Genomic DNA, 16,986 nt, shown 5'->3' with positions numbered 1-16,986 from the left:
CGCGCTGAGGTGACCGATGTTGGCCTTCGTGGAGCCGACGCCGCACCAGCCCCGCTCGGCGGTGCGCCGCCCGTACGCCGTGCTCAGCGCCGCCAGCTCGATCGAGTCGCCGAGGACGGTGCCGGTGCCGTGCGCCTCGACGTACCCGACCGAACGCGGGGCGACGCCGGCGACGGCGAGCGCCTGCGTGACCACCTCCACCTGCCCGGTGACGCTAGGCGCGGTGAAGCTCGCCTTGGCCGACCCGTCGTTGTTCACCGCGTTGCCGATGACCAGCGCCCGGATGTCGTCGCCGTCGGCGAGCGCGTCGGAGAGCCGCTTGAGCACGACCACCCCGACGCCGCTGCCGTAGACGGTGCCGTCGGCGTCCGCGTCGAACGGGCGGCAGTGCCCGTCGGCGGAGGTGTAGCCCTCGTCGGCGACGTACCCGACGCCGTGCGGCAGTTCCACGCACACGCCGCCGGCGAGCGCCGTGTCGCACTCGCCGCTGCGCAGCGCCTCGGCGGCCAGGTGCACCGCGACGAGCGACGACGAGCAGGCGGTCTGCACCGTCATCGCCGGGCCGCGCAGGCCGAGCCGGAACGCGACGGTGCTGGCCAGGTAGTCCGGCTTGTTGCCGAGCGACACGCGCAGCTCACCGGCGTCCGCGAGCGCCCGCGGGTTCCGCCGGACGTTGAGCCACTGGTACAGGTCGGCGTTGCCGCCCGCGTACACGCCGATCTCGCCGTCGTAGCGGGCCGGGTCGCAGCCCGCGTCGGTGAGCGCGGCGTGCGCGTGTTCCAGGAACAGCCGCTGCTGCGGGTCGGTCAGCTCCGCGTCGCGGGGGCTCATCCCGAACAGCTCCGCGTCGAACCGGTCCACGCCGTCGAGCACGGCGGCCACCGGCACGTACGCCGGGTCGTCGAGCTGCTCCGCCGGGACGCCCCGGGCCAGCAACTCCGCGCGGGTGAACCGGGTGAGCGACTCGGCGCCGACGACCAGGTTGCGCCAGAACTCCTCCGCCGACGCCGCCCCCGGCACGCGCAGGCTGAGCCCGACGATCGCGATCGGCTCCACTGTCTCGTTCACGCCATGACCTCCGGCTCGGCCGAATCGCTGATGTGCAGGCGCAGTTCGCTGACGTAGCGGCGGCCCGCGCGGTCGGGCAGCCACGCCTGCCCGAGCGCGGGCAGCAGCTCCGACACGGTCACCGCCACGTCGTCGCCGCCGGCCCGCCGGGCGGCGCGCAGCAGCAGGCAGAGCCGGTTGGCGTAGAGCGGGCTGGTCAGGTCCACGTAGGTGGGCTTGAGTTCGGTGGCCACCCGGACGAAGACCCGCTCCGGCAGGCTCAGCGCGGCCCGCCAGCGGCGTACCGCGAGGTAGCGCCGCGCCTGGTCGACGGCGTCGGCCAGGCCGGTCGCCCCGACGGTGGTGCGCCAGGTCTCCCGCGCCAGCACCAGCCGGTCGACTGTCACCCGGGGACTGTGCGGGCGGTCGGTCATCAGCTTGAACGCATCGCCCGCGTGCACCGCGATCAGGTCGGAGAACACCTCGACCAGCGGCCAGCGCGTGCCGTCCGGGCCGGTCGCCACCAAGACCCCGTCCACCTCGGACACGATCGCCGCGTTCGCCGGCACGAGCCGGTCGCGCGGCGCGCCGGGCGCGTCGGCGAACGCGAGCCGGTGGTCGTCGGGCCCGTGCAGGGACGCGGACAGCCGCCCGCCGACGCGGGGGAAGTCGACCGGGTAGAGCGGGCGCAGCCGCCCCGGGCCCAGGTCGGCCGCGTACGCGCGCCGCAGCCGGTCCAGGTCGGGGTGGCAGTGCGTGAACAGCTCGGCGTTGAACGTGGCGTACGCGGCGTGCAGCTCGCCGAGCACCGCCCCGAACTCGCCGGCGGCCAGCGCCTCGGGTGACTCGGCGAACAGTTGCAGGTCGGGGCTGTGCACCCGGCCCGCGCTCCAGCCGGGGCGGGTCGCCGGGAAGCGGTCGGCCACCAGGGGCGCCAGCTCGGCCGCAGCGACCTCCACCCGGGTCGTTCCCTCGGGCAGTCCGGCCAGTCCGAGCACCCCTTCCCAGCGGGCGGCGAACTCGGCCGCGACCCGGTCCACCGGCCGGTCACCGGGCCCGAACAGCGGCCCCTGCGCGACGAACCACAGGTCACCGAGCCGGACCGGCCCGTCGCCGCGCAGGTCGTCGTACAGGTCGCGCAGCGCGTCGCCGTACGCCGTGGCGAGCTCGGCGGTGAGCCAGCGCGCCGCCCGCAGCGGCAGGTCCAGCGCCGGGGCCAGGGAGTCGAGCAGGCCGCCGCCGACGGTGAGGTCCACGTCGCGTGCGGTCTCCTCGTGGCACAGCGCCCGCCCGGCGTAGTTCTGCCCGGCCCGGCGGCGCGGCGGCAACCCGGTGAGCGCGGTGAACTCGGCGTCCAGCGCGGACAGCGCGGCGGTGAGCGCGGCCGGGTCATCGGCGGCGTCGGCGACCCGGGTGCGGGCGGCGGCCAGCCGGTCCAGCCCGGCCAGCGCCCGCGTGCGGCACTCCGTGTCACCGATCGCGGCGATCCGCTCCCGCAGGTGGTCCTGTGCGGTGAAGCCCTGCGGCAGGTCGAAGTCCCAGCGCAGCAGCCCTCGCTCGACGAGCTGCGCGAGCAGCAGGAACCCCTCTGCGGCGCGGCGCACGCCGGTCTGCCCGTCGCGCACCAGGTCGTCGACGACGTCCCGGGCCGGGCGGGTGCCGTCGCACCGGCACAGCGCTGTCGACTCGCTCAGCGACACCGGTTCCGGGCGCTGGGCCGGCCGGTGCACGACCCGGTCCGCCAGGTGGACGTGCGGCGCCCGGACCGGGGCCAGCCACTGCCGGACCTGCGGGTCGGCGGCCAGCCGGTCCGCGTACGCGGCGAGCGCCCAGTGTTCGAGGTGGACGGCGCGGCGGCGGAGCAGTCCGGGGCCGGGCACGGCGGTGACGCCGGGCGCGCCCGGTGCCACGGTGCCCCAGCACACCGGCCCGAAGAAGCCGATGGTCTCGCACTTGGCGACGTAGCGCTGCCAGTACCCGGCGACGACGTTCTCCCGGCCCCGGCGGCGGACGTTGCGGGGTGCGTCCGGGCCGTCGCGGAGCAGCCCGTCCAGCGCCACCAGCGCCTCCGGGTTCTGCCAGGCGACGGCCTCGCGGAACAGCGGGTCGGCGGCGATCCCGCACAGCGCCGCCGACGACGCCCGGACGGCGGTGGCGTACGCGGCGCTGAACGCCGTCTCGTCCAACTCGCCGGACAGATGCCGGTCGGCGGCGTCGGCGCAGTCCGGCGCGGCGAACCGGTCCAGTCCGTCGGCGGGGAACCCAGCGCTGCGCAGCAGCACGTCCCGCCACACCGACCAGCCGGTGTCGCCGAGGGGGACCAGGTACGTCACCGCGGATCCTCCTCCACCGCCGGGCGGCGCTGGACCCGCTGGCGGCGCAGCGCGCCCCGGCGCGCGGCCCGTTCCACCGCCTCGTCCTCGGCGTCCTCGCCGGACGATGACGCGCCGAGGCTGTCGAGGTGCGCGGCGAGCGCGCGGACGGTCGGGTGGTGGAACAGGTCCACGACCCGCAGGTTCGTGCCGAGCAGCCGGTTGAGCTGCCGTTGCACGACCGCGACCGCGAGCGAGCCGCCGCCGACGTCGAAGAAGCTGTCCGTCGCGGCCACCTCCGGTACGCCGAGCACGTCGCACCAGACCGAGGCGATCCGCCGCTCGGTGGCGGTGGCCGGGCGGACGGCGGGCACCCCGGGGTGGCGTCCGGCCCGGTTCACCCGGGCGGCCCGGGGCACGTCGTCGGCCGTTCCGGCCGGGACGGCGGTCCAGGCGGGCAGCTCGGCCACCGGCCGCTCCGGGTCGGCGGCGCCGGCCCGCAGCAACCGCTCGACGTCGCTGAGCACGTCGGTGATCAGGGCCTCGCCGTAGACGTCCGGGTTGAAGACGATCTCCACGCGCAGCCGCCCGTCCCGGGTGATGCCGTAGAGCGTGAGGTCGAACGGTGAGCCGGGCGCGGGCACCGGCACCGGCTCGGCGGACAGGCCGGCCAGGTCGAGCCGGGGCTCGTCGAACGTGTACATGTTGAACAGCACCTGCACCAGCGGGCTGCGGTCGAGCAGACCGCCCAGCCCGAGGCCGCCGACGATGCGTTCGACAGGTGCCTCCGGGTGGGCGAGCGCGGCGAGCAGCTCCTCCCAGGCGGCGCGGACGTGCGCCGCGAAGCCCGCCCCGGGCGTCCGGCGCAGCCGCAGCGGCGCGATCTCGATGAAGAAGCCGACCATCGCCTCGAAGTCGGCCGCCCGCCGGTCCACCGTGGGCGTGCCGACCACCAGGTCGGGCAGGCCGGTACGCCGGGCCAGCACCAGCGCGAACGCGGCGAGTACGGCGGCCGCCGGGGTCGCGCCGAGCCCGGCGGCGAGGTCGGTGAGCGCGGCGGTGGCGGCCCGGTCCAGCCGGGTACGCACCGTCGCGCTGGTGTACGTCTGTTCGGCCGGCCGGTCCCGCCCTCCGGGGAGCCGCAGCACCACAGGCGCCCCGGTCAGGTGGTCCAGCCACCAGTCGAGGTCGGCGGCGGCGCGGCGCCGGGCACGGTCGGCGCGCCAGGCCACGTAGTCGCCGTACGTGGCGGGCAGCGGCGGCAGCGGCGGCCCGTCCCCGAGCGCGGCCCGGTACGCGGCGGCGAGGTCGGCGTAGAACAGCGACTGCGACCAGCCGTCGAACACGGCGTGGTGGGCGTAGACGGCCAGCACGTGCTCGTCGGCGCCGGTGCGGATCAGCTCGGCCCGCCACAGCGTGTCGGTGCCCAGCGCGAACGGTCTGGCGGCGCTCGCCGCGAGGTGGCCGGCGAGGTCGGTGCCCGGGGCGAGGTCGCGTACCGGCAGCGGCACCGGTGCGGCCGGGTCGGCGACCGCGTACGGCACGCCGTCGCGCTCCGGGATGCGCCAGCGCAGGATCTGCTGGCGGTCCGCCACGGCGGTGAGCGCCGTGGCGAGCGCCGCCACGTCGAGCGGGCCGGTGATCCGTTCGGCGAACGCGACGTTGTACGCCGACGCGGCGGCCGGGAAGTAGCGGTCGAGGAACCACAGCCGCTGCTGGGCCGGGGACAGCGCCGGTGGCCGTCCCCGCACGGCGGCGTCGGCCGGTCCGGTTCCGGCGGCGGCGTCGGCGCGGGCGGCGATGCCGCGTGGTGTCCGCCCGACCAGCACGTCCTCGATGGCGAGGTCGCGGCCCAGCCGCTCGCGCAGGTCCGCGACCAGCCGCATCGCGGTGATCGAGTGCCCGCCCTGGTGGAAGAAGTCGTCGTCGCGGCCGACCGCGGGCACGTCCAGCAGCGCCGCCCACGCCTGCGCGACGAGGCGCTCGGTGTCGGTGGCGGGCGGCTCGCCGGACGGCCCGGGAGCCGGTCCGGCGACGTCGAACGCGGCCAGCCGCTCGGTGTCGATCTTTCCGTTGATGGTGATCGGCAGCGCGGGCATGGTGTGCATCCGGGCCGGTACGGCGGCGGGCGGCAGCAGCCGGGCGCAGTAGTCACGCAGCTCGGCGGCGTCCAGGCCGGTCGCCACGTACGCGACGAGTTCCTGACCGCCGGCGCCGGCGCGGACCTGGACGCTGGCCAGGTCGACGTCCGGGTGGCGGCGCAGCACCGCCTCGACCTCGCCCAGCTCGATCCGCTGCCCGCGGATCTTCACCTGCCGGTCGGCCCGGCCGAGGAACTCCAGGCTCCCGCCCGGCAGCCACCGGGCCAGGTCACCGGTGCGGTAGAGCCGCTCCCCGGGCTTGCCGGAGAACGGGTCCGGGAGGAACCGTGCCGCCGTACGGGCGGCGTCGAAGAGGTATCCGCGGCCGAGCCCGGGACCACCGGCGAGCACCTCGCCGATCTCCCCCGGGCCGACCTCGCGCAGCTCGTCGTCGACCAGGTGGATGCGGTGGTTGGCGGCGGGCCGGCCGATCGGGATGGGCCGGGTCCACTCGCCGCTGCCCTCGAACCAGGTCACCAGCACCGTCGCCTCGGTCGGGCCGTACACGCTGATGAAGCGGCGCCCACCGGCGGTCCAGCGGCCGACCTGTTCCGGGCCGGTGGCCTCGCCGCCGGTGATGACCAGCCGTACGCCGGGAAGCCGGGCCGGGTCCAGCAGCGGCAGGATCGGCGGCGGCAGCACCACCACGTCGACTGCCTGCTCGGCGCAGATCCGGTAGAGCCGGGCCGGGTCGGCCCGCTCGGCGTCACCGGCGAGCACGACGGTGCCCCCGGCGGCGAGCGGGGCGAGCATGTCGGCCACCGACGCGTCGAACCCGATCGAGGCGAACGCCAGGCACCGGGTCGCCGCGTCGAACCCGGAGAACTCCGCGATCGAGGTGACCTTCTCGGTCAGCGCCCGGTGTTCGATCACCGCGCCCTTCGGTTGCCCGGTCGACCCGGACGTGAACATCGCGTACGCCGTGGTGGCGAGCGTCGCCGGGGTCGGCTGCCAGGGCGCGGTGCCGGCGGGAACGTCCAGCACGGTCCGGCCGGTGAGCGCCTCGGCGGCGGGCGTACCCACGACGACGCGCAGGCGGGCCTCGGCGGCCAGCTCCCGCAACCGCCCGGCCGGCAGCGCCGGGTCGAGCGGGACGTACCCGGCGCCGGCCGCCTGCACGCCGAGCAGCGCGACCACCAGGTCCGGGCGACGGTCCACGCAGACGCCGACGAGGTCGTCCGCGCCGATGCCGTGCGCGTGCAGCGACGCGGCCAGCGCGGCGGCCCGGCCGACCAGGCCGGCATAGCTGAGCGTCAGGTCGCCCTGCACCACGGCCGGCGCGCCGGGACGCCGCCGGGCGTGCGCCGCGACCAGGTCGGGCAGACACTCCTGCGGGTAGGGCAGCTCGGGACCGACCTGCTGGTCGCGCTGATCGTCGCGGACGGTCATCGTCGCGCCTCGATCCAGTGCCGGGTCCGCCGGAACGGGTAGCCGGGCAGCGGCACCCGCCGGCCCGGCGGCACGGGCAGGTCGGCACCGGCGCGCCAGGCGCGGACTGTCTCGTCGCCGTCGACCGGGTCGCCGGCCGCGAGCGCGGTCAACCCGGCCACCGCCTCCCCGGCGTCGGCGCACGCGACCGCGTCCCGGTACGCCAGCCGCCGCCGTCCCACCGCGAACGTGTGCGCCACGTCGGCCACCGCCAGGTCGCCGTCGGCCAGCCGGACGGCCAGCCGCCGGGCCAGTTCCCGCAGCGCCGCCGGGCTGCCCGCGGACAGACCCAGCACCACCGGGCCGGGTGACCCGGCGTCCGGCTCGTGCGGCGCGGGCGCGGGTTCGACGAGTACGTGCGCGTTGGTGCCGCCGAGGCCGAACGAGCTGACACCCGCGCGCCGCTGTCCGGCCCACGGCCGGGTCTGCGCGTCCACTTCGGCACCCGCTGCGGCCAGGTCGATGTCGCCGTGCGCGGCGGTGAAGTGCGCGGTACCCGGCACCTGCCCGGTGCGGACCGCGTACACGGCCTTGATCAGCGAGACCACGCCCGCCGCGGCGTCCAGGTTGCCGAGGTTGCCCTTCACCGAGCCGAGCAGCAGCGGTGCGCGGGCGCCCCGGCGTACCCGGGCCAGCGCGTCCACCTCGATCGCGTCGCCGACCGGCGTGCCGGTGCCGTGCCCCTCCAGGTAGCCCACGTCGGCCGCGTCCCAGCCGACCGCCGCCAGCGCCTCCGCCAGCACCGCCGCCTGCCCGGACACGCCCGGCACTGTGAAGCCGGGCCGGTCGGCGCCGTCGTTGTTCACCGCCCAACCGGCGAGCACGGCGTACACGTGGTCGCCGTCGGCGCGGGCGTCGGCGAGCCGCTTGAGCACCACCGCCCCGGCGCCGTTGCCGAACACCTGCCCGGTGGCGGCGGCGTCGTACGGGCGGCACACCCCGTCGGTGGCCAGCAGCCCACCGGGCCGCAGCCGGTACCCGGCCTGCCGGGTGGACACCACCGCCGCGCCGCCCGCTATCGCCACGTCGCAGCGGTAGTCCAGCAGGCTCTGCCCGGCCTGGCACACCGCGACGAGCGAGGTCGAGCAGGCGGTCTGGACCGCCACGGCCGGGCCGGACAGCCCGAGCGCGAACGCGGTCCGCGTCGGCAGGTAGTCGCAGCCGGAACCGGTCAGCGCGTCGTCCCAGTCCTCGGCGAGCGTGCCCGCCGCCGGTGCCAGCGCAGGGTTGCCGAGCAGGTGGTGGTGCAGGTAGCGGTTGGGCGCGCATCCGGCGAACACGCCGATCTGGGCCGGGTCGCGGTCCGGGTCGATCCCGGCGTCCTCCAGGGCGTGCCAGGCGACCTCCAGGAACAGCCGGTGCTGCGGGTCGAGCAGCGCCGCCGCGGTGGCGGGATAGCCGAACAGGTCCGCGTCGAAACCCTCCAGGTCGTCGAGCCGGCCGAACGCCGGCACCCAGTCCGGGCCGTCCGGCACGCCCTCGCCGGCCGGGGTCCGGCGCACCGAGTGCACCCCGGACAGCAGGTTGCGCCACAGCGCCGGTGCGTCGTCCGCGCCGGGCACCCGGCAGGACAGGCCCACCACCGCGATCCGGTCGTCCTCGCTCACGCCCGCCCCTCCCCGCCGCCCGCGGTCCGCGCGGCGGCGCGGCGGGCCATCCGGCGTCCGACCGAGGCCAGCCGGCCGTCCTCCGGTACGCCCGCGGCGTCCCCTGACGTCTCCAGGTACGCGGCCAGCGCCGCCACGGTCGGGAACTCCACCAGCCGGGCCAGCGGCACCCGGCGGCCGAGGTGTTCCTCCAGGTAACCCTGCACCAGGGCGAGCTGGAGCGAGTGCCCGCCCGCCTCGAAGAAGTTCGTCAGCCGATCCACTGTGGGCAGTCCGAGCACCGTGCACCAGCCGGCCGCGATGGCCTGCTCGACCGGACCGGGCGGTGGCCCGGAGGTGACCGGTCCTCCGGCGTCCGGGTCGGGCAGGGCGGCCTGGTCGAGCTTGCCGGTCGGCCCGATCGGCAGCTCCGGCACCGCCACCACCGCCCGGGGCACCATGAAGTCCGGCAGCACGGCGGCCAGCCGTTCCCGCAGCGCCGGCGGCTCGACGACCGTCCCGGCGGCGGCGACCACGTACGCGACGATCTCCTGCTCGCCCGCGCCGGACGCGCCGCGCCGCGCCACCACCGCCGCGTGGGCCACCCCGGGCTGCGCCGCCAGGCACGCCTCGACCTCGCCCAGCTCCACCCGGTAGCCGCGGATCTTCACCATCCGGTCGCCGCGGCCCAGGTAGACGAGCGTGCCGTCGGGCAGCCGCCGCGCGACGTCCCCGGTCCGGTACGCGCGCACCCCGTCGTACTCGGTGAACCGGGCCGCGGTCAGCTCCGGCAGGCCCAGGTAGCCGAGCGCGACGTGCGGGGTGCGCACGACCACCTCGCCGGTGAGGCAGGCGGGACGTCCGGCCGGGTCGGTCAGCACCACCTCGACGCCCGGCAGCGGGTGCCCGATCGGCACGACGGCGCGCCCCGGGTCGGCGTCCGGCGGCAGATGGTGCTGCGCGGCGAAGCTGATCTCGGTGGTGCCGTACCCGTTGACGAACACCACGCCCGGCGCGAACGCCCGCCGGGCCAGCGTCACATCGTGCCGGGTGACCTCCTCGCCGCCGAGGACCACGGCGCGGACCGACGGCAGCCGCCCGAGCTCGCCGAGGCTCGCCACCACGTACCGGAAGACGGTGGGGGTGGAGTGGTAGACGGTGACGCCCCGGTCGGCGAGCGCACCGGTGAGGTGGCCGAGGCCGTGCGTGCGGACGTCGACCGGGACGGCGGCGGCGCCGGACAGCAGCGCGCTGAACGTGTCGGTGACCGCCATGTCGTAGCCGAACGAGGTGAGCACGCTCGTGCGGTCGTCCGGCCGGACGGCGAGGTTGCGCACGTGGTTGCGGACGCCGAACAGGACGTTGCGGTGGCTCTGCACCACGCCCTTCGGCTTCCCGGTGGACCCGGAGGTGTAGAGCACGTACGCCGGGTCGTCCGGGCGCGCGGGCCCGGCCGGCACCGGCATGCCGGGCTCGCCCCGGCGCAACGACACGACAGGCAGCTCCAGCCCGGCGCCGGCCGCGAGCGTGGCGGCCCGCTCTTCGTGGCCGGGGTCCGCGACGATCGCCCGTACGCCTGCGTCGCGCAGCATCGCGGCCAGCCGGGCCGCCGGGTACGCCGGGTCCAGCGGCACATACGGCGACCCCGACGCCAGCGCCGCCAGGATGCCGGTGATCGTGGCGACGCCGTGGCGGCACAGCACCGCCACCGGCCCCGTGACGTCACCCGGCCCGGCCAGCGCTTCGGCGGTCGCGGCGACTGCCGCACCGAGTTCCCGGTAGGTCACCGTCGCGTCGTCGGCGAGCACCGCCGGCCGTTCCGGGTACGCCCGCACCGCCGCGGCGAACGCGGCCGGGATGGTGTCGCCGCATACCCGGCCGGCCTCGGTGCCGTCGCCGCCGTGCAGCCGCCACAGGTCCGGCGCCGGACGCCGCTCGTAGCGGGCCGACGGCAGCACCCCCGCCGACGGGTCGTCCGGGTCCAGTGTGGACAGGACGTCGGCCAGGTCGGCGCGGAGGTCGTCGGCGTACGCGGCGGGCAGCCCGGACACGGTGACGCCGGCCAGGTCGGCGCTCACCTCGACGGTGGCGTCGGCCGGGTGGTCGGGCGGCGCCGGGCACAGCGACCGGCACAACTCCCGGATCGGCGCGTCGGCGGTCAGGTCGAGCGTCACCGGGTCGCCGCCGTGCCGCAGCGTCACCACGGGGGATCCGGTGTACCGGCGTACCACCAGGGCGGTGGCGGTGAGGACGACGGCGGCCGGGTCGACGCCCGCGGCGCGCGCCCGGGCGGCGAGCCGCGGCGGCAGGCCGAGCGGCTGCGGAGACGGGCTCACCGCTGGTCCAGGACGGCGGCGACCACGTCGGCGAGCGTGGACACCTCGGCGTCGGCCTCGGCGATCCGGAAGTCGTCGCAGTAGCTGCCGGTGCCGTGCACCACGATCTCGTACCCGGCCGGCACCAGGCCCCGGTCGACGGCGTTGCAGACGCCGGTCAGCGCCATCAGGATCGACCACTCCCGCAGCCGGGCCGGATCCTCGGGCAGTGTCAGACCGGCGTCGGCGAGCCACTGCCGGGCGACCGGGTAGCGCCGGACGCACTCGCGCCGCGACACCACGATGCCGTCGCCGCCGTGCCGTTCGATGAGCGCGTTCATGGCCGGGGAGGTCACCGGCCGGTGGGTGTAGAACGTCGGGTCGAGCACTTCCGCCGGGTCGTCGGTGACGGCCGGGAAGCGCACGTCGGCGTCCTGCGTCCAGACGCCCCGGCTCTCGTCGAGCGTGTACGCCGGGCAGTGGTCCCGCTCGAACGAGCCGTGGCGCAGGCTGAGCACCATGTCCGGCGTGCCGAGGTGCTGCACGAGCAGGAAACCGGGCCGGTCGGCCGGGTCGGCGTCGCCGGCCGCCTCCAGCACGTCGCGGCCCAGGTTGTAGCCGAGCAGGCCGAACGCGCTGGACACGGCGTGCACGTGCCAGCGCGCACCGGTGGCCGGCGACACGTCGGCCTCGAACGCGGCCCGGGCGGCGTCGGCGACCAGGTAGTTGCGCAGGTCGAGCGTGTACCAGAGGGTGACGCCGTGCTTGTCGTACGCGGTGGCGGCGTACTCGTCGACGAACGCGCGGCCGAGCGCCTTCACGCCCTCCGGGTCCGCGCCGGTGTACCGCAGCAGCGGGTTGACCGCACGGGTCGCGGGATCGTCCGCGAGCGCGTCGTGGCGGAACTTGTGCCGGGTCGCCGCCGGAGCCAGCACCACGATGGACAGCTGCTCCGGGGTCACCAGCCCGGCCGCGTACGCGCGCGCCACCGAGTCGCGCAGCGCGACGCCCTTGTTGCCGGAGGTCGGGGTGACGATGCACAGCCGCTCACCGGTACGCCGGATGTGTTCCACCGCGCGGGCGACGATCATCATCGAGGCGAACGTCTTCGTGGTCCGGGTGCCCGGGTTGGCGGTCAGGTCGAGCATCGTCAGGTCGTGCCCGCCGTAGTGACCCAGCGGGGACCATCTGACCGTGGCGGCGGCGTAGAACTCGCGTACCTGCGGGGTCAGCTCGGGCAGGTCGAAGCCGGGCGCGAAGCCGGGCGTGCCGGGCGCGTCGCCGGGGACCGCGCCGCACCGGCGCACCGCCGACGCGATCACGTCGTAGTAGTCGGTGATCATGTTGCGGGTGGCCGGGGTGGTCACGGTCATCGGGCTTCCTCCAACACACTCCGGGCCGGTGCCGGCGGCACCGTTCGCAGATGGTCACGCAGGGCGGTGAACCGGCAGGCGATCTCGGGCAGCTCGCTCGCGTGCCAGCCGCCGGCCAGGTCCGGCCGGTACGCCGCCAGCGCCGCCCGGGCGCGCTCCGGGTAGCGGACGTGGCCGCCGCCGACCTCGACGCCGTCGCGGCGCCCGGCGGCAGTGTTCCAGGCGACCGCCTGCGCCACCGGCAGCTCGGCCGGCAGCCGCAGCTCGGTCCGGCCGCCGGTGAGCCGGACCGGATAGCCGCCCGGCAGTCCCAGCGGCCCGGGCAGGCTCGCCGTCACCTCGTCACCGGTGGCGAGCGCCGCCACCAGGGCGGCCCCGGCGTGGCCGGCGAGCGCGTTCAGCTCCGGCCGGGGCAGCGCGCGGTAGCCGGCGAGCAGCCCGGTGACGTCCGGGACGGGCCGGCCGTCCAGCCAGGCGCGTACCTCGGCGGTGTCCTCGTCGCCCGGGCCGGGCGCGGCGAGGTGGGCGTGGTGGCCGAGCACCGCCAGACGGCGCTGGCCGGGACGGCCGAGCGCGGCGTCCAGGCACGCGGCGAGCGTCGCCACGTTGCCGATGCCGCAGCGCACCGGCAGGTCCAACGCGGCGAGCAGCGGGTTGACCGCGTCCGGGAACGCGCCGTTGACGAGCGTCGCGCCGGGCGCGCCGCCGGCCAGCGCGGCGGCCAGCCGGGACACCAGTTCGGCCTGCAACGCCAGCGTCACCCCGAAGCCGGCCGCGGCGATCAGGTCCGTCCAGGCCGACGGCGTCGCCGCCCGCTCGTACGGCGACTGCGCGGACGCGGCGCAGACCAGCACGTCGGGCCGGAGCCGGGCCATCGAGGCGGCGTCGGCGGCGTACCCCTCCCGCGGGTCGGCGCCGGGTTCGGCGGTGAACGGCCGGGCGGTGACGGCGACGGGTGTTCCGGCGACTGTGGCGCGCACCCGCGCGGCCCGGGCGAGCGCGTGCGCCGCGTCCGGGTCGCGGGCCAGGACCGTCACGCGCAGCGGCACCGGGGTGGGCGTCGCGGCCAGGGTGTGGCACAGCGAGCGGGCCAGCCGGCCGGCGCCCACCACGACGACGTGCCGCGCGTCAGCGGACCGGGCTGACATCGCGTCCCGCCTCCGTGACCCGGTCGACCCAGTCGGCGAACGACCCGGCGCGCAGGCAGCTCGCCGGGGACACCTCCAGCCCGGCCATCTCCCGTACCCGCAGCGCCATCCGCAGCGCGGTCAGCGAGTGCCCGCCGAGCGCGACGAACGTGTCGTCGTCGTGCACCGCGTCGACGCCGAGCGTGGCCCGCCACGCCTCGCGCAGCCGGTCGGTGAGGGCGCCACCGGCCGGTTCCGCCGCGACCCCGGCGGGCCGGGGCGGCGGCGGTGGCAGCTCCAGCCGCGCGACCTTGCCGTTGGGCAGGCGGGGCAGCCGGTCGACCAGGACGATCTGGTCCGGGCGCATCGCGGGCGGCAACGCCGAGGCCAGGTAGCCCTGGAGCAGCCCGGTGGTCAGCAGGTGGTCGGCGGGCTCGTCCCGCGGCGTCGCCGCGGGTGGCGGTTCCTGCGGCCGTACGGCGTAGACGTAGCTGACGTCGGCGTCCGCGCCGACGTTCCAGTCGCCGATGTCGTGCACCTCGAACCCGGCCGCGCACAGCAGCTCGCGCACCTGCGGGGTGGTCACGCTGCTGCGCTCGACCTCCAGACAGACCTGGCGGATCCGCGGCCAGTGCTCGGGGCGCAGCCCGCGCAGCACGCTCAGCTCGGCACCCTCGGTGTTGATCTTCAACAGGTCGACGCGGTCCAGCCCGAGGCGGTCCAGCAGGTCCGACAGCGTCACCGTCGGCACCACGTGCGCCACCGGGGCGAGGCGGCGGCGGGCGTCCGCCAGGAGCGCCGCCTGCTCGGTCTCGTCGGCGTCGCCGCCGCCGTGGCGGTAGTGCGACCGGACCAGGTCGGAGGCGGCGCCGGCCCGGTCGGCACCGAGGCCGGACAGGTAGCTCAGCTCGGGGAACGAGGTCAGCTCGGCTGTGCCGGCCGCGTCGGTCACGGCGGCCTCGACGACCGACGCGGACCCGGCGTAGAGGCCGAGGTTGGCGCGCAGGTACGGCAGCGTGTCCGGGTTCGGTTCGACCGCCACGAGCCGCACGTCGCGTGCCTGCCGGGACGCCCAGAGCGAGAACAGCCCGATGTTGGCGCCGACGTCGAGGACCACGGCGCCGTCGCCGACGCGCACGCCGAAGCGGGCGTACTCGGCCTGGTCGAAGATCTGCCGGTAGAGGAAGACCGCCTCGTCCGGCGACGCCGCGGTGACCGCCATGCCGTTCGGCAGCGGGAACCGCGGCAGCCCGCCCACCGCCGGGGCCTGCCGGGGCTGCGGCACCACGTAGCCGACCAGGCGGGGGCCGTCGTCGGCGTCCGGGACCGTCACCACCACCGCGTCGTGCACGGCCGGATGCTCGCGCAGTACGGCGGCCACCTCGCCCGGCTCCACCCGGACCCCGCGGATCTTGACCTGGTCGTCGGCCCGGCCGCGGAACTCCAGGAAGCCCTGCGGCGCGACCCGGACCAGGTCGCCGGTGCGGTAGAGCCGCGCGCCCGGCCGCGCCGGATCGGGACGGAAGCGCTCCGCCGTCCGCTCGTCGTCGCTCAGGTAGCCCAGCCCGACCGCGACCCCGCCGATCCACAGCTCGCCGGTCCCGCCCTCGGCCACCGGGCGCAGGTCGTCGTCGAGCACGTGGGCGGTGACGCCGTCGATGATCCGGCCGATCGGGGCGATGCTGCCCGCGTACGGCTCGGCGCAGTCCCAGTAGGACACGTTGATCGACGTCTCGCTCGGGCCGTACCCGTTGAACAGCCCGCACGGCAGCACCTCGCGCAGCCGCCGGACCAGCCGCATGTCCAGCGCCTCGCCGCCGCACAGCACCCGCCGCAGCGTGACGCAGCCGGCGAACTCCGGCTCGTCGAGCACGTGCCGCAACATGGTCGGTACGAAGTGCGCGGTGGTGACCGCCTCCCGCTGGATCAGCCGGACCAGCCCGAGGCTGTCGAACTGCAGGCCCGGCCCGGCGACGACCACGGCGCCGCCCGCGACCAGCGGGGAGAGGATCTCGTGCACCGACGCGTCGAACCCGATCGACGCCTTGTGCAGCACCCGGTCGTCGGCGGTGAAGCCGAACCACTCGTGACCCCAGGTCAGCCGGTTGACCAGCCCGGCGTGGTGCAGCACGACGCCCTTCGGCCGGCCGGTGGAGCCGGAGGTGAACAGCACCAGCGCGGCGTGCTCACCCGGCGGCAGCCAGCCGGCGCGATCGGTCAGGTCGGCCGTCGACCCGGCCCGCGCGGTACGCACGTCCCGCCACCCGGTGGACGCGGGCGCGGCGACGGCGGGCGGGCGGTCGGCGTACAGGACGAGCCGGGGCGCGGCCGCCGCGAGCATCTGCTCGGCCCGGCCCGACGGCAGCTCGGGGTCGACCGGCACCGCCACCGCGCCCACCGCGAGCGTCGCCAGCAACGCTGTCACGTAGTCGGCGGACCGGTGCAGGTACAGGCCCACCAGGTCACCCGGCCGCACGCGGGCGCGGCGCAGCAGCTCGGCCGTCGCGCCGACCCGCTCCCACAGCGCGGAGTAGCTCACCTCGCCGTCCGGGCCGACGATCGCGGGCCGGTCGCCGTCGGCGCCGGTGGGCCGGTGCACCAGGTCGGTCAGATAGCGCGGGCCGGTCAGGTGGCGCGGGCCGGTCACGGCGGTCACCGCGTCCTCGTCGCGACCGCGACGATCGCCATCCGGGGCACCTCGGCGACGAACTGCCCGTCGGCCCGGTAGACCAGCGGACGGGCCGGCACGTCGTCGCGACCGATCCCGGCCAGGTAGCCGGTGTGGTCGAAGTGGCGGGTCAGCAGTTGCCACACCTCGTCGTCGGTGAGCGTCGCGAAGTAGTCGCGCACGCCGTACATGTCGCCGACGTAGTCGCGCATGCCGGCGGAGGCGGACTCGGCGCTGTCGGCGCGCACGATCAGCGGGTCGTACAGGTCGACGACGCGTACCGGCAGCCCGGCCGCGGTGAACAGGCCGGTCAGCTCGGCGCGGCTGAAGTGCCGGTAGTCGTGGCCGCCGGCGGCGTGCGGGTGCACCACCTCGCCGAAGAACCCGGCCATCGGGCTGGACTCGTCGAAGTCGTGCAGCACGATCCGGCCGCCGGGGCGGACCACCCGGGCCGCCTCCGCGACCGCCTGCGGCCGCCGGGCCGCCGGGATGTGGTGCGTGCCGTACGCGAGCAGCACCGCGTCCACGCCGGAGTCGCGCAGGAACAGGAAGTGCGCGGCCTGGCGGACGGCGGGCAGGCCGTGCGCGAGCGCCTTGTCGACCATGTGGCCGGACAGGTCGCCGGTGATGAACGCCAGTTTGGACTCGAAGCAGGCGGACTGGCTGCTCGCGGCGCGGGCCACAGTGCCGTCGCCGCCGAGCACGTCGAGGATGAGCGTGACCGGGGCGGCGGCGTCCGGGGTGGCGAGGTCCAGCAGCCGCCGCATGCCGGTCCAGCGGACGAGCGTGTCCCGCTGGGCCCGGCGGTAGGAATCGCCCCGGCCGGTGGAGTCGGTGTCGAACTCGCTGACCGTGCCGGCCAGTTCCGCGAGTGCCGCGTCCGCGCCGGGACGGCCGAAGTCGAGCAGCTCGCGCAGTTGCGGATGGAGGGTCGCCACGGTGTGCAGGTAATCGCGCAGGACCAGGGACGGAAGGTACGGCCGGCTCAT

Annotated in this window: 9 protein-coding genes (1 of these 9 cut by a window edge); all 9 read right to left on the bottom strand. The window is 76.5% G+C overall.

Features of this window, described 5'->3' with window-relative positions:
• Tightly spaced (each overlapping or abutting the next), the 9 genes in view from NMK34_RS13435 to NMK34_RS13395 form a layout consistent with a single transcriptional unit that may run on beyond the window.
• On the bottom strand, positions 1–1,068 hold the 5' portion of the coding sequence (locus NMK34_RS13435; RefSeq protein WP_318333657.1) for an SDR family NAD(P)-dependent oxidoreductase. 3,282 nt of this gene lie to the left of the window's left edge; 1,068 of the gene's 4,350 nt are visible here — the first part of the coding sequence; its start codon is at positions 1,066–1,068; the stop codon falls past the left edge of the window.
• Entirely contained in the window at positions 1,065–3,380 is a 2,316-nt protein-coding gene (locus tag NMK34_RS13430) for a lantibiotic dehydratase (protein WP_318333656.1), read from the bottom strand. The genes NMK34_RS13435 and NMK34_RS13430 overlap by 4 nt, the downstream gene beginning before the upstream one ends.
• Positions 3,377–6,889 carry an amino acid adenylation domain-containing protein gene (locus NMK34_RS13425; RefSeq protein ID WP_318333655.1) on the bottom strand — a complete coding sequence of 1,171 codons (3,513 nt, stop codon included), beginning with the start codon at positions 6,887–6,889 and terminating at the stop codon, positions 3,377–3,379. Before NMK34_RS13425 ends, NMK34_RS13430 begins: the two co-directional genes overlap by 4 nt.
• Positions 6,886–8,535 carry a beta-ketoacyl synthase N-terminal-like domain-containing protein gene (locus NMK34_RS13420; protein WP_318333654.1) on the bottom strand — a complete coding sequence of 550 codons (1,650 nt, stop codon included), beginning with the start codon at positions 8,533–8,535 and terminating at the stop codon, positions 6,886–6,888. Before NMK34_RS13420 ends, NMK34_RS13425 begins: the two co-directional genes overlap by 4 nt.
• Positions 8,532–10,850, bottom strand: a complete 2,319-nt coding sequence (locus NMK34_RS13415) for an amino acid adenylation domain-containing protein (protein ID WP_318333653.1) — start codon at positions 10,848–10,850, stop codon at positions 8,532–8,534. The genes NMK34_RS13420 and NMK34_RS13415 overlap by 4 nt, the downstream gene beginning before the upstream one ends.
• Positions 10,847–12,202 carry a DUF6002 family protein gene (locus NMK34_RS13410; RefSeq protein WP_318333652.1) on the bottom strand — a complete coding sequence of 452 codons (1,356 nt, stop codon included), beginning with the start codon at positions 12,200–12,202 and terminating at the stop codon, positions 10,847–10,849. Before NMK34_RS13410 ends, NMK34_RS13415 begins: the two co-directional genes overlap by 4 nt.
• Positions 12,199–13,350, bottom strand: coding sequence for a potassium transporter TrkA (locus tag NMK34_RS13405; protein ID WP_318333651.1), 1,152 nt, complete (start codon positions 13,348–13,350; stop codon positions 12,199–12,201). Before NMK34_RS13405 ends, NMK34_RS13410 begins: the two co-directional genes overlap by 4 nt.
• Positions 13,331–15,985: an amino acid adenylation domain-containing protein gene (locus tag NMK34_RS13400; RefSeq protein WP_318333650.1), complete on the bottom strand. Its 2,655-nt coding sequence runs from the start codon at positions 15,983–15,985 to the stop codon at positions 13,331–13,333. Before NMK34_RS13400 ends, NMK34_RS13405 begins: the two co-directional genes overlap by 20 nt.
• Positions 15,982–16,986: a class I SAM-dependent methyltransferase gene (locus NMK34_RS13395; protein WP_318333649.1), complete on the bottom strand. Its 1,005-nt coding sequence runs from the start codon at positions 16,984–16,986 to the stop codon at positions 15,982–15,984. Before NMK34_RS13395 ends, NMK34_RS13400 begins: the two co-directional genes overlap by 4 nt.

It is taken from the genome of Micromonospora sp. BRA006-A, assembly GCF_033433935.1.
GTDB lineage: Bacteria > Actinomycetota > Actinomycetes > Mycobacteriales > Micromonosporaceae > Micromonospora > Micromonospora aurantiaca.
Note: the sequence above shows the minus strand (reverse complement) of the source record. Positions and strands in the feature narration are given on the sequence as shown.